The 18,039-nt window shown below is 39.1% G+C and carries 19 protein-coding genes; 7 read left to right on the forward strand and 12 right to left on the reverse strand.

Annotated elements, in window-relative coordinates; genetic code table 11:
- Position 1 precedes the first annotated feature (1 nt).
- Complete coding sequence (locus tag DUT71_RS07410) at positions 2 to 805, reverse strand: ParA family protein (RefSeq protein ID WP_113661900.1); 804 nt, start codon at positions 803 to 805, stop codon at positions 2 to 4.
- Positions 806 to 982: 177 nt separating this feature from the next.
- On the opposite strand from DUT71_RS07410, the gene DUT71_RS07415 reads away from it, so the two are divergent.
- On the forward strand, positions 983 to 1,504 hold the full coding sequence (locus DUT71_RS07415; RefSeq protein ID WP_113661901.1) for an NADPH-dependent FMN reductase: 522 nt from the start codon (positions 983 to 985) through the stop codon (positions 1,502 to 1,504).
- Positions 1,505 to 1,657: 153 nt separating this feature from the next.
- Here DUT71_RS07415 and DUT71_RS07420 read toward each other — a convergent pair whose 3' ends face one another.
- Positions 1,658 to 2,110, reverse strand: coding sequence for a hypothetical protein (locus DUT71_RS07420; protein WP_113661902.1), 453 nt, complete (start codon positions 2,108 to 2,110; stop codon positions 1,658 to 1,660).
- Positions 2,111 to 2,416: 306 nt separating this feature from the next.
- On the opposite strand from DUT71_RS07420, the gene DUT71_RS07425 reads away from it, so the two are divergent.
- Positions 2,417 to 3,886: an ABC transporter substrate-binding protein gene (locus DUT71_RS07425; RefSeq protein ID WP_240186875.1), complete on the forward strand. Its 1,470-nt coding sequence runs from the start codon at positions 2,417 to 2,419 to the stop codon at positions 3,884 to 3,886.
- An 11-nt stretch (positions 3,887 to 3,897) separates the two neighbouring features.
- Here the strand turns inward: DUT71_RS07425 and DUT71_RS07430 are convergent, their stop codons facing one another.
- The 9 genes from DUT71_RS07430 to DUT71_RS07470 form a co-directional block, all read right to left on the reverse strand.
- Positions 3,898 to 4,116: a cysteine-rich CWC family protein gene (locus DUT71_RS07430; RefSeq protein ID WP_113661904.1), complete on the reverse strand. Its 219-nt coding sequence runs from the start codon at positions 4,114 to 4,116 to the stop codon at positions 3,898 to 3,900.
- Between the two features lie 181 nt (positions 4,117 to 4,297).
- Positions 4,298 to 6,676: a ribonucleoside-diphosphate reductase subunit alpha gene (locus tag DUT71_RS07435; RefSeq protein ID WP_113661905.1), complete on the reverse strand. Its 2,379-nt coding sequence runs from the start codon at positions 6,674 to 6,676 to the stop codon at positions 4,298 to 4,300.
- Positions 6,677 to 6,821: 145 nt separating this feature from the next.
- A complete protein-coding gene (locus DUT71_RS07440; protein ID WP_113662133.1) occupies positions 6,822 to 7,793 on the reverse strand; it encodes a ribonucleoside-diphosphate reductase small subunit in 972 nt (323 codons plus the stop codon).
- Positions 7,794 to 8,168: 375 nt separating this feature from the next.
- On the reverse strand, positions 8,169 to 8,558 hold the full coding sequence (locus DUT71_RS07445) for a septal ring lytic transglycosylase RlpA family protein (RefSeq protein ID WP_113661906.1): 390 nt from the start codon (positions 8,556 to 8,558) through the stop codon (positions 8,169 to 8,171).
- 143 nt (positions 8,559 to 8,701) lie between these two features.
- A complete protein-coding gene (gene rplI / locus DUT71_RS07450; RefSeq protein WP_113661907.1) occupies positions 8,702 to 9,145 on the reverse strand; it encodes a 50S ribosomal protein L9 in 444 nt (147 codons plus the stop codon).
- A gap of 10 nt (positions 9,146 to 9,155) precedes the next feature.
- A complete protein-coding gene (rpsR, locus tag DUT71_RS07455) occupies positions 9,156 to 9,419 on the reverse strand; it encodes a 30S ribosomal protein S18 (protein WP_113661908.1) in 264 nt (87 codons plus the stop codon).
- Entirely contained in the window at positions 9,419 to 9,778 is a 360-nt protein-coding gene (gene rpsF, locus DUT71_RS07460) for a 30S ribosomal protein S6 (protein WP_113661909.1), read from the reverse strand. The genes rpsR and rpsF overlap by 1 nt, the downstream gene beginning before the upstream one ends.
- Before the next feature lie 185 nt (positions 9,779 to 9,963).
- Complete coding sequence (locus DUT71_RS07465; RefSeq protein WP_162795972.1) at positions 9,964 to 11,208, reverse strand: hypothetical protein; 1,245 nt, start codon at positions 11,206 to 11,208, stop codon at positions 9,964 to 9,966.
- A 295-nt stretch (positions 11,209 to 11,503) separates the two neighbouring features.
- The gene (locus DUT71_RS07470) at positions 11,504 to 12,094 is read right to left on the reverse strand and encodes a hypothetical protein (RefSeq protein ID WP_113661911.1); all 591 of its coding nucleotides are present in this window, start codon (positions 12,092 to 12,094) and stop codon (positions 11,504 to 11,506) included.
- Between the two features lie 174 nt (positions 12,095 to 12,268).
- Between DUT71_RS07470 and DUT71_RS07475 the strand changes: the two genes are divergently transcribed.
- Positions 12,269 to 13,138, forward strand: coding sequence for an AraC family transcriptional regulator (locus DUT71_RS07475; RefSeq protein ID WP_113661912.1), 870 nt, complete (start codon positions 12,269 to 12,271; stop codon positions 13,136 to 13,138).
- 260 nt (positions 13,139 to 13,398) lie between these two features.
- Entirely contained in the window at positions 13,399 to 15,207 is a 1,809-nt protein-coding gene (locus DUT71_RS07480) for a DNA polymerase III subunit gamma/tau (RefSeq protein ID WP_113662134.1), read from the forward strand.
- Here DUT71_RS07480 and DUT71_RS07485 read toward each other — a convergent pair.
- Positions 15,204 to 15,602, reverse strand: a complete 399-nt coding sequence (locus DUT71_RS07485) for a hypothetical protein (RefSeq protein ID WP_113661913.1) — start codon at positions 15,600 to 15,602, stop codon at positions 15,204 to 15,206. The two genes, DUT71_RS07480 and DUT71_RS07485, sit on opposite strands and share 4 nt — an antisense overlap.
- 331 nt (positions 15,603 to 15,933) lie before the next feature.
- Between DUT71_RS07485 and DUT71_RS07490 the strand changes: the two genes are divergently transcribed.
- The 3 genes from DUT71_RS07490 (at position 15,934) to DUT71_RS07500 (ending at position 17,576) form a co-directional block, all read left to right on the forward strand.
- The gene (locus DUT71_RS07490; protein WP_113661914.1) at positions 15,934 to 16,437 is read left to right on the forward strand and encodes a hypothetical protein; all 504 of its coding nucleotides are present in this window, start codon (positions 15,934 to 15,936) and stop codon (positions 16,435 to 16,437) included.
- 62 nt (positions 16,438 to 16,499) lie between these two features.
- Positions 16,500 to 16,871, forward strand: coding sequence for a hypothetical protein (locus DUT71_RS07495; RefSeq protein ID WP_240186876.1), 372 nt, complete (start codon positions 16,500 to 16,502; stop codon positions 16,869 to 16,871).
- A gap of 174 nt (positions 16,872 to 17,045) precedes the next feature.
- Positions 17,046 to 17,576 (forward strand): ferritin, encoded by a 531-nt coding sequence (locus tag DUT71_RS07500; RefSeq protein ID WP_113661915.1) that lies wholly within the window; start codon positions 17,046 to 17,048, stop codon positions 17,574 to 17,576.
- Positions 17,577 to 18,039 lie beyond the last annotated feature (463 nt).

Here is an 18,039-nt window from a genome sequence, read left to right on the forward strand (position 1 = left end):
GTTAAATACTTGCTGTTTTTACTTCCTGCTCTTCGCTGATCAGTCCGTTCTTGCGAACAATTTCTCTGGCTAAATTTAAATAGTTGATTGCGCCTTTGCTATTGGCATCATGCATAATCACCGATATACCGTAGCTTGGGGCCTCGCTAAGGCGTGTGTTACGTTGGATAATCGTTTCAAAAACCAAATCCTGGAAGTGTGTTTTCACTTCTTCAACCACTTGGTTAGACAAGCGCAACCTTACGTCGTACATGGTCAAAAGAATTCCTTCGATTTCCAAAGCTGGGTTTAGCCTGTTTTGTACAATTTTAATGGTGTTCAATAATTTGCCCAAACCTTCCAAAGCGAAATACTCGCATTGTACGGGAATAATTACTGAGTCGGCTGCGGTTAGGGAGTTGATGGTAATCAAGCCCAGCGATGGAGAACAATCGATGATGATAAAATCATATTGATCTCTCACTTTGTCCAGCACCGCTTTCATTTTGTATTCGCGGTTGGTTAGGTTGATCATCTCGATTTCGGCACCAACCAAATCAATGTGGGCTGGCAGCAAATCAAGATTTGGCGTTTCCGTTTTTACGATGGCCTCAGTAGGCTCAACATCATTAATAATGCACTCATAAATGCTATTCTTGATGTTCCTTGGATCAAAGCCAATGCCCGAAGTAGAGTTAGCCTGTGGGTCTGCATCAACCAAAAGCGTTCTATATTCCAAAACGGCCAAACTAGCTGCTAAATTAATAGATGAAGTGGTTTTGCCAACTCCTCCTTTTTGGTTTGCTAAAGCAATTATCTTACTCATTTATTCTCCTTGAAAACGCCACAACTTGTAATGGCTTAATTTTAAACTAAAAATCTTTAAAAAATGCTATTTTTGTAATGTTTAGGCATTTTTTAACAATTAGCTAAGATACGAACTAAAACTAAATATTAGTATCGGCGCTGTTTGTGTTTTACACATCTTATTAACAATTTTTACATGGTAACCATCATAGCCGGCACCAACAGACCCCATAGCAATACGCTAAAAGTTGCTAAATATTATCAAAAAGAACTGGCTAAAAAGGGCTTACAAACCTCCCTGTTCGATCTAAAAGACCTTCCCCAAAATTTCATTGCAGAAGATTTATATGGAAAAAAATCTGAAGCCTTTGAAAAGATACAGGAGTTGATGACCAATACCAGTAAGTTTTTGTTTGTGATTCCTGAGTATAACGGCAGCTACCCGGGGGTGCTGAAAGCACTGATTGATGCCTGTGCTTTCCCCGAAAGTTTTTACGATAAGAAAGCTTGTTTGGTTGGAGTTTCTTCTGGCAAATATGGCAATATCAGAGGAATTGAGCATTTCAATGGTGTTTGCGCATACCTGCACCTCCATGTAATGCCGTTGCGCCTGCATATTTCGTACATTAAACAGGAAATTAATGAGAACGACGAGCTTTTTAAAGAGGATACAGTGGAATTTACCAACCAGCAAATGGACAAGTTTATTGCTTATTAAAATGGGAAGCCCGCAGCACGGAAGGTGAATAACCAATAATACCTAGCTACTATTCCTGCGCCAACGCATAAACGGCAAAAGAAGCCAACCAATGGCCGCCGCCATAATTTCCCTTAAAGATCAATATTCCTTGCTCCTTTATCTTTGCTCTATTTAAACCGTAAACCTGATCCATTTATCCCCTTCATAACCAAAAATAAAATGGCCCGGGTGAATCATTTCGGCAATATCTTCTACCAAGGAAACTGTTTCGAGCACTTGGTTGGTTTTATAGTCGTCGGCCAAAAGGCAAACCCTGTTAAATTTCACGGCAGGCCATTCCTCACTCATCAATACAGGAGCAGTTCTCATTAAATCACCCAATCCCTTTCCTTGTTCGTGGAAAATAACGTACACCGCTTCCATTGGCGAAGTGGTTAACACTGCCCCACCCAGCGCTGCAAAAGGGGCCAGCTCAACATGAGGTTGCCCTAAGGCATCCAAAAAACATACCGGTACCTTGTCCATGAACTTGATCTTGTGTTCAACAATGGCCAAACGTTCCAACAATTCCTCCCGCAAGGTGGGATTATTTTCGGCATTTATAAGTTCACTTAAAGAAGACATCTGTATAGCTTGTTAGTTCACGAAAAAATTAAGCACTAGGCCATTAGTAAATATTAAGAAGAAGTAGTTTTGTTAGCTCGAAAACTTAATGTACCTTAACTTCCTAATGTTTCTAATTGTACAAAAATAGTATTTCCCCTTTCGATGCATACCATTAAGCTCAATATATTTTGTTTTTGCTGTATCATTATTCTTTTTTCGTGTAAAAGCAATAGGGATAGCGACAAAAAAGTATTCAATATAAACCTCGACCAAAACCTCACGTCACTAGACCCCGCTTTTGCCCGCAACCAAAATGCGGTTTGGATGATCAACCAAATTTTTAACGGACTGGTGCAAGTAGATAAAGATTTAAATACCATTCCCTGCATTGCAAAATCTTGGCAAATCAGTAACGATGGGCTTACTTATACCTTTAACCTGCGGAACGATGTATTTTTCCAGGACGATCCTTTATTTGAAAACGGCAAAGGCCGGAAGGTGGTAGCAGCTGATTTTGCTTATAGTTTCTACCGACTGATCGACCCAAAAGTAGCTTCTTCTGGAGGCTGGATTTTTAGCGACAAGGTGAAGGACCGTAGCAGCTTCTCTGCTTTAAACGACAGTACATTTCAGGTAACGCTGGTAAAGCCTTTCCCTGCTTTTATGAACTTATTGACCGCCCAATATTGTTCAGTTGTACCTAAAGAAGTGGTTGAACATTACGGAAAAGATTTCAGGAACCATCCCGTAGGTACGGGCCCCTTTAAATTTAAATACTGGAAAGAGGATGAAGTATTGGTACTGCTTAAAAACGAAAATTATTTTGAGAAAGACAGTTCCGGTAACCGTATGCCCTTTTTGGATGCCGTAAAGGTAACTTTCATTAACGATAAGCAAAGTGCCTTTATGAACTTTCTAAAAAAAGAATTGGATTTCTTTTACAGCGTTGATGGGAGCTATCGCGATGATATTTTAACCAAGAGTGGCCAAATGACCAGGAAATACAAAGGCGAGTTCCAGTTAACCAAAGGCGCATACTTGTGCACAGAATATGTGGGCATTTTAGTAGATACCGGCAAAAGCATTGTTAAAAACTCGCCACTAAGATTTAAAAAAGTTAGGCAGGCTATCAACTATGCTATTGACCGTAAAAAGCTGATCAAATATCTTCGTAATGGTATCGGTACGCCAGCCACTTCTGGTTTTATTCCCAAAGGGATGCCAGGCTTTGACAGTACCCAGGTAAAAGGCTACGACTACAACCCAGCATTAGCGGCAAAGCTACTTGCTGAAGCGGGCTTTCCCAATGGAAAAGGAATGCCAGAGATCAAACTGAGTACCTCTACCACCTATAAGGACTTGATTGAATTCATACAGGGCGAATTGGGCAATATCGGCATTAGGGCCAAAGTAGATGTGAGCCCCAGCACAAGTTTAAGAGATTTAATGTCTAAAAATGAAGTGGGCTTTTTCAGAGGTTCGTGGATTGCGGATTATCCAGATGGTGAGAATTACCTCTCGGTATTTTACTCCAAAAACAAAGTGCCTTTTGGCCCCAATTATACTGGCTATTTCAATAAAGAATTTGATCGGCTTTTTGAGCAAAGCTATTATGAAAGCGACCCGGAGAAACGGTTTGAGCTTTACCATAAAATGGATAATATGGTATTAGAAAATGCTTCGGTAGTGCCAATTTTATATGATCAATCGGTAGTGATGCTACAAAACAACATTAGCGGATATGTAATTAATCCCTTAAGTTTAATGATTTTAAAAGGTGTGAAAAAGAAATAAACGGCCTTTGGTTATCCCAATTCTTCCCGATATTCCTGCTGTAATTCCAGCAGGCATTTTGCGCAAAGACAACCCTCATATAGTTCGCTCACGTATTGTACTTCGTTGATGCTCAACTGCACCACGCTACATTGGCACTTGGTGTAAGCATTGGCCTTGCACTCAATAGCGGTCCCGCATCGCTCGCAAGCAATAATTTCGTGTTTACTATGGCTAACTGATTTGTTCATTAGTTTATTGGTTCAATAGTTCATTTGATATGGCGTAAAATACTATTTAACCAATGACAAATGAACCAATGAACTAAAGGCAAAAGTACGGACAAAAAATAAGGTTCTGAACTTTCGTCCAAAACCTTACTTTATTATTGCGTTTACCTAAAGCTTTTCGATTTCGGCTTTAAGCTTAAGATTAACCTGAGCAGCTAATGCAACCTTCTTCCATGGTACAAACCGGGCCAGAAATAATTTCTTCTGCTGGGTTGTCAATCACTTCTGGAATAACTGCCTCAATGGCCTTACCTGCCTGGTTTTCTACCGTAAACTTAACTGCTTGGGAAGCTGCTTGCGTACGTAGGTAGTACATTCCTGTTTTCAATCCTTTTTTCCATGCATAAAAGTGCATTGAAGTTAGTTTTGAAGTATTTGGCGCATTGATAAACAAGTTTAATGATTGAGACTGGCAAATATACGCCCCTCTATCCGCAGACATGTCAATGATGTTCTTCATCTTAATTTCCCAAACGGTTTTGTACAGTTCTTTGATATAGTCAGGGATTTCCGGAATGTCTTGAATAGATCCGTTAGCCAAGATGATTCTATCTTTCATTTGAGGGCTCCACAAACCTAAAGCCACCAGGTCTTTTAACAAGTGTTTGTTTACCACAATAAACTCACCACTTAATACACGACGGGTGTAAATATTTGAAGTATAAGGTTCAAAACACTCGTTATTCCCTAAGATTTGAGAAGTTGAAGCGGTTGGCATTGGTGCTACCAATAAAGAATTGTACACGCCTGTTTTTACCACACGTTTGCGTAAAGCATCCCAATCCCAACGGTTGCTCTCTGGGGTAACGTTCCACAAGTCGAACTGGAATTTACCTTTTGACAATGGAGAGCCTTTGAAAGTTTTGTATGGGCCATGTTTCTCTGCCAAATCAGCCGAAGCGGTCATTGCGGCAAAATAGATGGTTTCAAAAATATCCTTGTTCAATTGTTTGGCCGCATCGCTTTCAAATGGATAGCGCATCAAGATAAAGGCATCAGCCAAACCTTGTACCCCTAAACCAATTGGACGATGACGGAAGTTCGAATTTTCTGCCTCTTTTACCGGGTAGTAGTTATAATCAATGATTTTATTCAAGTTCAAGGCAGCTTGATAAGTTACCTCATACAATTTTTGATGATCAAACTCACCATTGATTACGAAACGAGGCAATGCCAACGAAGCTAAATTACAAACCGCTACTTCGTCTTTAGAAGTGTACTCGATAATCTCGGTACATAAGTTAGAAGACTTGATAGTTCCCAAGTTTTGTTGGTTTGATTTGCTGTTTGCAGCATCTTTATACAACAAATAAGGGGTACCGGTTTCAATTTGCGAATCTAAAATAGCAAACCAAAGCTCTTGTGCTTTTACTACTTTACGAGCTCTGCCTTCCTGCTCATATTTAACATACAGCTTGTTGAATTCTTCGCTATGGCAATCTGCTAAACCTGGGGCCTCATCTGGAGAGAACAAGCTCCAATCGCCGTTTTCTTCTACACGCTGCATGAATAAGTCAGAAATCCAAAGCGCATAGAACAAGTCGCGGGCACGCATTTCCTCTTTACCGTGGTTTTTACGCAAATCCAAGAATTCAAAAACATCCGCATGCCAAGGTTCCAAATAAATGGCAAAGGCACCTTTACGTTTACCGCCGCCTTGGTCTACATAACGAGCGGTATCATTAAATACCCGTAACATTGGCACAATACCATTGCTTGTACCGTTAGTGCCGCCAATATAAGCTCCTGTTGCACGGATATTGTGGATGCTTAGACCAATACCACCTGCGCTTTGAGAGATTTTAGCGGTTTGCTTTAAGGTATCGTAAATACCTTCAATGCTATCGTCTTGCATGGTTAACAGGAAACATGATGACATTTGAGGCTTTGGTGTAGCCGCATTGAATAACGTTGGTGTAGCATGTGTAAACCAACGCTCACTCATTAAGTTATAGGTAGCAATAGCGCTTTCAATATCCTCTTTGTGGATACCGATAGCCACACGCATAAACAAATGCTGTGGACGTTCTACGATTGCACCGTTAACTTTAAGTAAGTAAGATTTTTCTAATGTTTTGAAACCGAAATAATCAAAGCCAAAATCTCTGTCGTAAATAATGGTGCTGTCCAAAATTTCCGCATTGTCTTGGATTACTTGCCATACGTCATCAGCAATTAAGGCCGAATCTTTTCCAGTTTTAGGGTCTATGTATTTATACAATAGTTCCATTGTTTTAGAAAACGACTTCAACGTATTTTTGTGCAAGTTAGAAACGGCAATACGTGAGGCTAACAATGCATAGTCAGGATGTTTTGTGGTTAAAGACGCTGCAGTTTCGGCCGCTAAGTTATCCAATTCGGAAGTGGTTACCCCATCGTACAAACCTTCAATCACTTTTCTAGCTACATCAATGGGATCTACCAGCTCAGCATTAAAACCATAGCACAGCTTCTCTATCCTAGCTGTAATTTTGTCAAATTTCACCGCTTCTCTGCGGCCATCTCTTTTTATTACAAACATCCTTACTAAATTTTATGGTGCATATCTACATAGCGGCACCTGGTTTCAAATTATTTTAATTTTGAATGATAAAATGATGAATGATTGAATGGAACCTATAGTTTGCAATATTCATTCATTCAAAATTTACTCAATTAATCATTCACTAAAAATCTTCATCTAACGAAAAAGCTTGTGCTTTATCTTCCGAGGCAGTTAATACGCCACTTTTTTGGTAATCGCCTACACGTTTCTCAAAGAAATTGGTTTTCCCTTGCAATGAAATCATTTCCATGAAATCAAAAGGGTTGCTAGCGTTATAAATTTTGGCGTAGCCTAATTCTCCCAACCATCTATCGGCAACAAATTCAATGTATTGTTTCATCAAATCTGCATTCATACCAATTAGCTTAACAGGCAAGGCATCGCTAATAAAATCTTTTTCAATTTCTACCGCATCTTTGATGATGGTATGGACCTGTTGTTCACTAAGTTTGTTTTGCAACATGCTATACAACAGGCACGCAAATTCGCAGTGTGAACCTTCGTCTCTAGAAATTAGTTCGTTACTAAAGGTTAAACCCGGCATCAAACCGCGTTTCTTTAGCCAAAAGATAGAACAAAAGCTACCACTAAAGAAAATACCCTCTACGGCGGCGAATGCGACTAACCGCTCAGCAAAAGTTCCGTTCTCAATCCAACGCAAGGCCCATTCTGCTTTTTTCTTTACCGCAGGAACGGTTTCAATGGCGTGGAAAAGCCTATCTTTTTCTTCGGGGTCTTTAACGTAGGTATCAATCAATAAAGCATAGGTTTCAGAATGGATATTCTCCATCATGATCTGGAAACCGTAGTAACAACGTGCCTCAGGAATTTGTACCTCGCTCATGAAATTAACCGCCAGGTTTTCGTTCACGATACCATCGCTTGCCGCAAAGAAAGCCAAGATGTGAGAAATGAAATGACGCTCTCCGCTATTGAGGTTCTCCCAATGTTTAATATCGTCTGATAAGTCAATCTCCTCTGCCGTCCAAAAGCTGGCTTCGGCTTTTTTGTACATTTCCCAAATAGCTGGAAATTTGATCGGCAATAACACAAAACGGTCTTTGTTTTCCTTTAATAATAATTCTTCTTCCATAAACTCTCTTTTTACGTTGTTAGAAAATGTCTGCTGCAGCATATCATGATATCCTTTGCCAGTAAAGCCGCCTAACGAACCGTACTTAGTTTATATTAAAAAAATTCAGAATATCTGCTTTTTCAAACGAACTAAATAGCAATCAGTTATAACAATAATTAGGGTGCTTTCTATTAAAGAACTTCGTATAACAAATATAAAAGTTAGGGCATTTTTTAGCTTACAAAGTTGTTAACATGCCGCTGATTTTGTGGGGATTTCCAATCAAAATTCTGTCATAAACAGGGAGTAAAAAAGCTAATTATTTCTTTTTAAGCACTTATGGAATCAAAATGAGTGTTAATAATTTTAAAAAGAGGTTAAATTCACTGGCTTTTACTCCTGCACATAGGAGATTTCCACACGGGCGTAACCCAAGCGATAAATTCCTATTTCCTTGGCGGCGGCCTGCGAAATGTCCAGCGCAAATTTTTTGCTGAAAGGCCCCCTATCATTTACCCTTACCTGTACTGATTTACCCGTATGGAGGTTGCGAACGGTAATAATGGTCCCGAAAGGCAGGGTACGATGTGCCGCCGTAAACTTCTTAGCTCGGTAACGCTCGCCGCTGGTGGTTTTACGCCCTTCAAACTTTTTGGCGTAATAAGTGGTAAAGATGATTTTCTTAATGGTATCGGGTGCTTTAGATACAATGTCTTGCGCCTGGGCCACAAAAACCAACAGGCTTAAGCATAGTAATAATCTAACAGGTTTACAATATCTCATTAATACTCTATTTAGATTGTTTCCTTTCCAAAATTGGGGGCAACAAATATAGCAAAACGCTTAATTTATAAAAAGACAGGCGCTCTATAAAACAAAAGCCCCTTCAGGTTAGTGAAGGGGCTTTATATTTTTGTAAGCTAAAATTATTCAGCTACTACTTCGAAAGGAACTTTAACTTTAACTTCTTTGTGCAAGTTCAAGTTAGCGATATATTCACCTAAAGTTTTAGGCTCAGTTTCGAAAGTAATACGACGGCGGTCAACTTCAAAACCTTTAGCTTTTAATGCGTCGGCCACTTGGATCGTGTTAACCGCACCAAAGATTTTTCCAGTTTCGCCGGCTTTAGCACCGATGCTTAATTTAACATCAGCCAATTTAGCGGCAATACCTTCAGCGTCTTTCTTAATTTTCTCTTGTTTAAAAGCAGCTTGCTTTAAGTTTTCTGCCAATACTTTTTTTGCCGAAGGGGTTGCTAAAATTGCAAAACCTTGCGGAATTAAGTAATTACGACCAAAACCAGGCTTTACCACTACGATATCATCTTTTTCACCTAGTGATTTGATATCTTGCTTTAAAATAACTTCCATTGCTCAGCTCCTATTTTAATTGGTCAGTAACAAAAGGCAATAAACCGATGTGACGTGCACGTTTTACCGCTTGCGACACTTTACGTTGGAACTTCAAAGAAGTACCAGTTAAACGACGAGGTAAAATTTTACCTTGCTCGTTCACGAATTTCAACAAGAAGTTTGCGTCTTTGTAATCGATATATTTAATACCATTTTTCTTGAAACGGCAGTATTTTTTTCTGTTATCCTCCACTTTTGGAGCAGTAACATATTGAATTTGATCTCTTGCCATTACGCTGTAGCCTCCTCTTTCTTAGTTTTGTTAAAAGCTCCGCTACGTTTTTTCTCGTTGTAGGCAACCGCATGACGGTCTAATCTTACAGTCAAGAAACGCAAAACACGCTCATCGCGTTTTAGCTCTAGCTCTAACTTGCTTATTAACTCACCTCCAGATTTGTATTCTGTAAGGTGAAAGAATCCGTTTCCTTTCTTTTCGATCGGATACGCTAATTTTCTCAAACCCCAATTATCTTCTGCGATAATTTCGGCTCCGCCATCAGTAATGATGCCTTTAAATTTAGCAATTGCCTCTTTTGCAGCATCTTCTGACAACAACGGGGTAAGAACGATAACAGTTTCGTACTGATTCATTGTTGTATTTTAATTATTTTTTAATTTATTCCGCTTAAAACGGGCTGCAAATGTAACAATATATTTCTATAAATCAAAGCGTTGTTTTTAAAAGTACAAGGGCACGCTAAAAACATTTAACTTGTAAGCAACCCGCTTTGGAACCAATGCACACTAAAAAAGCAACGCTTCTAACCTTTGCTTAATTAAAAAGAATACCCTAGCCCAAATTTATATCTCTCGATAGAGATACGATATGCCGAAAAATAAACATTGGGCATAGGAAGAGAATAGCCTAATATTGCACTAAACTTATCTTTATAGGTTATCCCCAAGGAAATTGGGATTGCAACACCAAATGCCTGAAGGGCTACACCACCTTCTTTCACCGCAGGCTTTAATGATTGATCTATATAGTAAGTAAGTACATTTTTGTAAGTCGAATAGTTTGCTCCTACTCCTGCTGCTGCAAACATTTTTACATCTCCCCTACTATAATAGTTGTATAAAATTTGAGGAGCAAGTTCTATTGAAAACTGATTAAATTCATGCGTCAAGGGATATTTGTCTTCGGATTTATAAGCTGCCACACTGCTATTGTTCATATAAGCCGATAATGTTGTCCTAAAAACCAATTTGCCTATCGAAGGTTTGAAATAAAAATCTATCCCTCCAAAAAAATGGGGTTTATATGAAGCTTTGTTACTTATCGAATTGCCTCGGCTAGTGGAAGAAGAAAAACTAATGGTAGTGGCGGTAGCACCTATACCAAAAAATATACGTGATTTTTTATAGGCTCCTTTTTCCTCGTTCCCATTAATATCAGCGCCATTCAACAACTTCACCACCTTTAGCAAATCTTTCTCATAATAATCCAAACCTTCTATATTGATTTTCTCCTGCAAATTGCTGCCAACCAACAAGCTAGAAAGTTGGTTTCTAAACCTGTTCAAGGTGAAAACAACGTCTCCTTTTTCAGTCTGTTTTAAGTAAATCTCTCTTACCAGCTCGTAAGGTACCCTATCTGAAGCTTCTTGAATATAAAACCGTGTCTTAATTTTATCTGAATATGAATACAAGCTCACTTTATCACCTTCATAAATAGCCTTTAAAAATACCTGATCAGTAATGGAAGAAGAATTTATTCCATAGGACAGCTCTGCCGTTTTTACACGGCTCATACTAATCTTCACTGATGCGCTTTTATAAAGCTCCAGATCATCTATTTTGAAAAAAGAACAGTCAGAAGGCGTAATGCGAGAAAGTTCCCCATTTTCATCTTTAAAATCAACTACAGTTGGGTTGGTAGGCCATTCCCTAAAATCAATAAATCCATTTATTTTTTTTGAGGGGCCAATCATCACATACCCTTTTTTAAAATTTACTTGGGCCAATAAGAGCGTAGGCATAGAGACCAACGCGTAAAACAACAATAGCTGAAGTTTTTTCATTTAATCTAATTATTTAATATTATCAAGTTATTACATCATCTGAAGCTACCGCTTCTAAAGGCTGTTGCCCATCTGAAAATATTAAAGCATTAGATTTGGATCATTACTGATCCATCGCAAAAATCTCGAGAACTGGCCGACGAGAAACAGCCAGTATTAGTATTTTATTACGTTAACATTTAGATGAAAAACAATTGCATAGATATAGATTTTTTTGCAAAACCGCACCAGAAATTCAAAAAAAAAAAGCACCTCCCCTTGGGGCGGTGCTTTACTTATCAGAGTATATAGTTGTTTAAAGCTTGATGGTTTCTGAGAACTCCTGATTGCCAGTTCTCACCACAAAGGTAAGCTGTCTTGAAGGCGTTTTGCTTACATCGTATTTCTTAATCACTTTTGCTTCGCTAGTATAAACATCTTCATGAAGTTTTTCATTAAACTCATTGTAGATATCTACTTCCACCTGACCATCGGCCACACCGTTTAGGTCAAGCGTTACCATATGGTCTTCTTTTGCCAAACTTGGTCTCTTAACCACTTTAACTACCGGGGCCGCCACTATTGCGCTATCAGCGGTAATGTTGATTTGGTAGGTCATGGTTTTTAAAGGCGACTCCATTTTAAGGGTGTAAAGTCCCACTGGCAAAGCGCTTAGATCGTAAGTTTTGAACTTGTTGCCCACCGTTTTTAACCTTTGCTCGTAAAGCACCTCGCTGTTTTCCGAGTATAAGGTAAGGTCGATATGCTGTGATTCGTTGGTGGCAAAGCTCACCCATTTGTTGTTTTCTTTCGCTACTTTAACTAAAAGCTCCATATCATCGGCTTTGGCTACGTTAACCATTAAAACCGAAAGGATTACTAAACTAAATCTGAATAAATTTTTCATTGCTGATTTATTTAAATTGTTAACACTTATTTAACAAGAGCAAATTTAGTTAGCAATCAGTCGTTTATTATATTTCATATTTCCCAGTATATATGCTATTTTAACATTATATTTGAAACAAATACACAAAAAAATCAAAAACACATATATTTTGGTTAATTTGGCTCAACAAATATGAAAAAGATCAAACCAAGTTTCGAAGTTATTGAACCCTCGTTTGGGAGTTCCTTTTATTATTCGAAATACCTACAGAACACCAATAACAAAGCGCATGTTTGGCATTACCATCCAGAGGTAGAAATGGTTTTTGTAAACGGCGGCTCCGGAAAAAGGCAAATTGGCAGCCACATTTCCTACTATACGGATGGTGACTTGATATTGATTGGCAGCAATTTGCCGCATTGTGGATTTACGGACGAAACCACGGGCAACACCAATGAAGTGGTGATCCAGATGAAACCCGACTTTTTGGGCACCGATTTTTTGGCCCTCAAAGAAACCAAGGGCATTACCACCTTGTTCGAAAAAGCCAAATACGGCATTGCCTTTGGCGAAGATACCAAAAAACTGGTTGGCCCTATCCTGGAAAAAATGAACAGCTTGTGGCCTTTTGAAAAACTACTGGCCTTATTGGGCGTACTGCGAGAGCTGGAGCAGGCCTCAGATTATAAATTACTGAATGCCCAAAACTTTTCGTTGGAAATGCAGGCCCAGGACAACGACCGCATCAGCATGATTTTCAACTATGTAAAAGACCACTTCACCGAAGAGATCAGCCTGGAGCAGGTTGCTGAAATGGCCAGTATGACCGTACCATCTTTTTGTAGGTATTTTAAAAAGATGACCAAAAAAACGTTTACTAAGTTTGTGAATGAGTACCGGGTGGTACATGCTTCAAAACTTTTGGCCGAAAAGCGCACCAGCATTGCCAACATCAGTTACGAAAGCGGTTTCCACAACTTTAGCCACTTCAATAAAATATTTAAGGAGTTTACAGGAAAGAGTGCCTCGCAATATAGAAAGGAGCTGAAGTCTATTATATAAGTATATAGTTGGCAGTTTTCAATTGGCGGTTGGCAGTTTTCAGTTGCCAAAATACGGTGGCTTTGTTAAATAAACCCGACTGACAGCGGTACCCAATTATCCTGAGTTTATCGAAGGGAATTGGGTTTAGCAAAAGGCGGGGCCAAAATTGCCGATATGTTTTGTCCGCTCATTTTCAAAAAAGCAGTTTAGCTTACCAACTTTTCAACATTCAAACTTTTCAACTCTGCAACAATCAAAATTTTGCTATTTTCGTGGCAATGGAAAATTTTATCGTTTCGGCCCGTAAGTACCGCCCCGCCACGTTTGAAACCGTGGTTGGTCAGCAGCATATTACCGGAACTTTGAAAAATGCCATTAAAAACAACCAATTGGCCCAAGCGTTTTTGTTTTGCGGGCCAAGGGGCGTTGGCAAAACTACCTGTGCCCGTATTTTGGCAAAAACGATTAATTGCACCAGTTTAACGCCCGAGCAAGAAGCCTGCGGCACTTGCGAAAGTTGTCAATCGTTCCAATCGGGGCATTCCTTTAATTTCCACGAGCTTGATGCGGCCTCTAACAACTCTGTTGACGACATCAGAAGCTTAATTGAGCAGGTAAGGATCCCACCGCAGGCCGGGAAATATAAAATCTACATCATTGACGAGGTTCACATGCTGTCAACAAGTGCGTTCAACGCCTTTTTGAAAACCCTGGAAGAACCCCCTCCCTATGCTATTTTTATTTTAGCAACTACGGAGAAACATAAAATATTGCCTACCATTTTGTCCCGTTGCCAAATTTTTGATTTCAACAGGATTCAGGTAGAGGATATTTCCAACCATTTGGCCAAAATTGCCGAACGGGAAAACATTGCCACTGACAATGACGGTTTGCACATTATTGCGCAAAAAGCAGATGGCGGCCTACGTGATGCGCTCTCGATGTTTGACCAAATTGTGAGCTACACCAATAGGAACGTTACCTATAAGGCGGTCATTGACAATCTGAATATTTTAGATTACGATTATTATTTTAAACTCACAGATTATATTACCAGTGGTGATGTAAGCCATACCTTATTGTTATTTAACGAGATTTTGAACAATGGCTTTGATGGCAACAACTTTATTAATGGTTTAGCGGGCCACTTCAGAAACTTATTGGTAGGCAAGGATAACCAAACCATCAAATTGCTTGAGGTTAGCGAAAATATCAAACAGAAATATCTGGCGCAAAGCAACAGCACCAATTTGGGGTTTATTTTAACCGCCCTAAATTTGGCCAACCAGTGCGACCTGAACTACAAGAACAGCAAAAACCAACGGCTTCAGGTAGAGCTGGCACTGATTAAAATGTGCCACATTCCTTCGGTAATACAACTCGCCAATACAGCAACTGATCCAGATCAGGATAAAAAAAAAACTTTAGTTAAAAACGAAGTTCCTGCCCCGGCAACGGCCCACAGCCTTGCGGCAGCCCCAACGCCCCAAGCCCCTGCTGCTCCGCCAATAGGAAAAAACGGACCGCCGGTTACTGCAAAGCCAGCAGAAACTGCTCCGGCCGTTACCGCAACTACAGCACCTACCACGGCTTCCATTAAAATAAAACCGCTGTCCAAAAGTACTTCGGGTTCCCTAATCCCGTCGCTTACGGATTTGAATAGCGGAGCTGATTTGGATAACGAGGACAAAGGGCCGCAATATATCCGAGGCAATGATAAACAGGCTTTTACCCCTGAACAATTTATGGCCTGCTGGCAACAATATGCGCAAAAGGCCAAAGAGGATGACAAGATACACCTGTTTACTTTGTTAACCAGCAACGAGCCGGTTTTAGATGGCATACATGTAACGGTTTTGGTAGAAAACGTTGCGCTTGAAAGCACCCTACAGGACGAGAAGATTGACCTGCTCAACTTTCTTCGCGGAAACCTGAGCAATTTTGACATCCAGTTATTCTCGAAACGAGTAGAGGCCAAACAAAGCGACCGCATTTATACCAATAAGGACAAGTATGCTTATTTGGTTGAAAAAAACCCGCAGCTGGAGGAATTTCGCCAGCGTTTTAACCTGGATTTGCTGCCTTAGCTCGGCAAATCATTTTTAGGATACCCCTCTTCGTCCAAATCGTCCCTAAAGTCTTCTTCTGTTTGTGCCAGGATTTTATCCGCAGGATCAAGCAGCACGCTCTCACCCGTTTCATCTACCCGCATGCCGTTATCCTCCAGTTGTTCATCAACTTGGCCATGTGGATCATATTCATTTCCAACATAGGGGTTTGATTCGTCGTAAGTAGAAATACTATCCTCTCCGTTCGGTGCCGAAGTGTCATAAGGCAGGGGATGGTCATAATTGGCTTCTTCGCCTTTTACATCAAATTCGAAACTATTTTTATCCTTGTTATAAGATAGTTCGTTGAAATCTTTGGTTTCGCCCAAATTGCTATTATGTAGCTTGTCTTTGGCTGGCTTTTGATTGTCCATAATACATCTATTTTAAGTAATAGATAAACTCAAATCATTTCGATTTTGTTTTCGAAATGATGCCAATCACTTATTTAAACAGAAGGGCAATAGCAGTCACTTCTCTGCAACGATTTTCCTGCTTTATGCTTCCATTTTTTTGTTCCCCCCTTTTTCAATCCAGAGCAAAGGATAAACAGACAGTATTTCCCTGCCTACCGCAGGCAGGCGCTACATTACGCCATTCCATACAAAACGATATACTTTCTGGCCATTAAATTTCATAGATTTTAATACCTCAATTGTTTAATTGAAAAAGACACACTATATTTAACTAATAATTTAGTTCATCATGAACAAATCAAGATATATTATCCTTATATTATTAAGTTTATTTAGCTACGTGATATTTACACAAATCTTATTTGCTGAAAATAATTTAATAGCACTAAAAGGCACATTATATAAAACACATCAATTTACTAAGAAGGAAAAAAAGGATGACAAAGAAATTGAATATGCCTATTTAACCTTTATGCTAAACGGGAGCAATAAGTTCTTTATCCTTAAATTAAATGTCGACTCTGTATATCAAGGCTTTAACCTGTTCACGGGAGTCCATAAATCACTAAAATACGCCGGCCAGATTAAGGTTAAAATAAAGAAATCTGATATTCTTAAGGTTCGTCCTGTGGTGTACGAAGTATATGCCGATGACGAGAATATTTATGAGCTTAAAAATAAGCCCTTTGGCAATATTTATCTATTCGCCATCTTAGGTTTTACCTTACTGGTGGCTGTTGTACTTTCTATTGCTAACCTCAAGAAAAAAAGGGAAGTGGTTAATATTCCATAAATTGAATTTTTATTTGTATTAAATCTAAATAGTATTATTTTTGCATAAATATTTAACCTGCTGTGCAAAAAATCAAAGAAGCATTATTTCCTGTTGCCACGTTTGAAGAAGTATTCGCTACCGAAAGTGGTGCTATTTTTCAATCGGATTCAGAAAATTGCTGGTACATTGATTTTGCTGGTAAGTTAGCCCGCTTTGATTATAGAAATCTTCTTAAGCTCAAAAAAGCGGTTTATCAAGTTGACATTGAAGAGAAACTTTTAAGCAGTGATAAAACTGCCGATGTAGAAATCATCTTCATTTGTGCTTGCGACCATTCTTATGTGCTTTCTTTATTGGAACTCATCAAACTTAAAGAGCTATTACAGGGTACTTTTGTAATGTTGGAACTTAACCACATCATCTACGACTGCCTTTATCGTCTAGCCTTTTAAAACTAAGACTTAGACTCTTTCCATATTATTAATATTTTCTTTTACAGAACATTATCGCTGTAACTTTGTAGTGTCAAAGGAAATAATTAACGAAACAAAATGACCTTTTACACGGTTTAACAACTGACTTTATCATAGCGTTTCACTACCGTTAAAAACTAAGGACACAAGGAAATGAAAGATATTATGCGTGTAAAGTGTTTACTATCATCAGATGTAGAAACACTGATCAACCAACAAATAAAAAAAGAGGCACACTCGTCAGCTATTTACTTATCAATGGCTTCGTGGTGCAACAGAAATGGTTACGATTTTTCTGCTGATTATTTCTTTAAACAAGCAGAAGAGGAAAGACAGCACCAGTTGAAATTCTTTAAATATGTATTGGACATGGGCGGAACTGCAATTTCTCCCGACGTAACCAATATCAAACAAGAGTATAATTCCTTCCGCGAGGTATTTGAGGAAGCTTTGGAACAGGAAATCAGCGTAACACAATCTATCAAAAATATTGCTGCCCGTTGCCACAAAGAACAAGATTATGTGACTTTGGAATTTCTGAACTGGTTCTTCAGAGAACAACGCGAAGAAGAATACAAAGCCCGCAGAGCCCTGGAATTGTTCGATGTGATTGGTGAAGAAGGCACTGGAAGGTGGCAAATTGACAAGCACGTTGGCCAAATTTCTTACGACAGCGAAGCTTAATTAAAAATTAAAAGTAGAAAGTTGAACGTGGCGGGATCCCAAACATTAGAGATAAAAACCAACTTAGTCTACTAGCAAAGCGACAACAAAACAAAACAATAATTAAAGGTGTGTACAACAAGTATGCACCTTTTTTGTTTATTTTGAAAATTTAAGCGTCATTGCGAGGCACGAAGCAATCTCCAGAATAATCTATTAAAAACAAGATTGCTTCGTGCCTCGCAATGACGAAACATCACTTATGTCTAAAAAAGATAAAAAGAAAAAGGGCTCGAAACAGGACAAAAAAGACAAGAAAAAGAAAAACTGTTGCGAGAAATACCTAAAGGGCAAGCGATGCAGAAACTGTCCTTTTGGCTAGGGCATTGCTTTGGGCACGCTGTATGTTGCTAATTTGATGAACATGGCGTTTCATTGTACATCAGCATAAGCCAATACATCCAATAGGGCAGTATTTCTTTTC

The sequence above is a fragment of the Pedobacter nanyangensis genome (assembly GCF_003313505.1).
GTDB classification, from domain to species: Bacteria; Bacteroidota; Bacteroidia; order Sphingobacteriales; family Sphingobacteriaceae; genus Pedobacter; species Pedobacter nanyangensis.

Bases quoted from the DNA above. Each gene is read 5' to 3' on its own strand.
- DUT71_RS07485 (WP_113661913.1), bottom strand. From the start codon at position 15,602: ATGGACAATCAAAAGCCAGCCAAAGACAAGCTACATAATAGCAATTTG.
- DUT71_RS07500 (WP_113661915.1), top strand. From the start codon at position 17,046: ATGAAAGATATTATGCGTGTAAAGTGTTTACTATCATCAGATGTAGAA.
- rplI (WP_113661907.1), bottom strand. From the start codon at position 9,145: ATGGAAGTTATTTTAAAGCAAGATATCAAATCACTAGGTGAAAAAGAT.
- DUT71_RS07440 (WP_113662133.1), bottom strand. From the start codon at position 7,793: ATGGAAGAAGAATTATTATTAAAGGAAAACAAAGACCGTTTTGTGTTA.
- DUT71_RS07435 (WP_113661905.1), bottom strand. From the start codon at position 6,676: ATGTTTGTAATAAAAAGAGATGGCCGCAGAGAAGCGGTGAAATTTGAC.
- DUT71_RS07430 (WP_113661904.1), bottom strand. From the start codon at position 4,116: ATGAACAAATCAGTTAGCCATAGTAAACACGAAATTATTGCTTGCGAG.
- DUT71_RS07465 (WP_162795972.1), bottom strand. From the start codon at position 11,208: ATGAAAAAACTTCAGCTATTGTTGTTTTACGCGTTGGTCTCTATGCCT.
- DUT71_RS07490 (WP_113661914.1), top strand. From the start codon at position 15,934: ATGAACAAATCAAGATATATTATCCTTATATTATTAAGTTTATTTAGC.
- rpsF (WP_113661909.1), bottom strand. From the start codon at position 9,778: ATGAATCAGTACGAAACTGTTATCGTTCTTACCCCGTTGTTGTCAGAA.
- DUT71_RS07415 (WP_113661901.1), top strand. From the start codon at position 983: ATGGTAACCATCATAGCCGGCACCAACAGACCCCATAGCAATACGCTA.
- DUT71_RS07425 (WP_240186875.1), top strand. From the start codon at position 2,417: ATGATCAACCAAATTTTTAACGGACTGGTGCAAGTAGATAAAGATTTA.
- DUT71_RS07470 (WP_113661911.1), bottom strand. From the start codon at position 12,094: ATGAAAAATTTATTCAGATTTAGTTTAGTAATCCTTTCGGTTTTAATG.
- rpsR (WP_113661908.1), bottom strand. From the start codon at position 9,419: ATGGCAAGAGATCAAATTCAATATGTTACTGCTCCAAAAGTGGAGGAT.
- DUT71_RS07420 (WP_113661902.1), bottom strand. From the start codon at position 2,110: ATGTCTTCTTTAAGTGAACTTATAAATGCCGAAAATAATCCCACCTTG.
- DUT71_RS07475 (WP_113661912.1), top strand. From the start codon at position 12,269: ATGAAAAAGATCAAACCAAGTTTCGAAGTTATTGAACCCTCGTTTGGG.
- DUT71_RS07410 (WP_113661900.1), bottom strand. From the start codon at position 805: ATGAGTAAGATAATTGCTTTAGCAAACCAAAAAGGAGGAGTTGGCAAA.
- DUT71_RS07480 (WP_113662134.1), top strand. From the start codon at position 13,399: ATGGAAAATTTTATCGTTTCGGCCCGTAAGTACCGCCCCGCCACGTTT.
- DUT71_RS07445 (WP_113661906.1), bottom strand. From the start codon at position 8,558: ATGAGATATTGTAAACCTGTTAGATTATTACTATGCTTAAGCCTGTTG.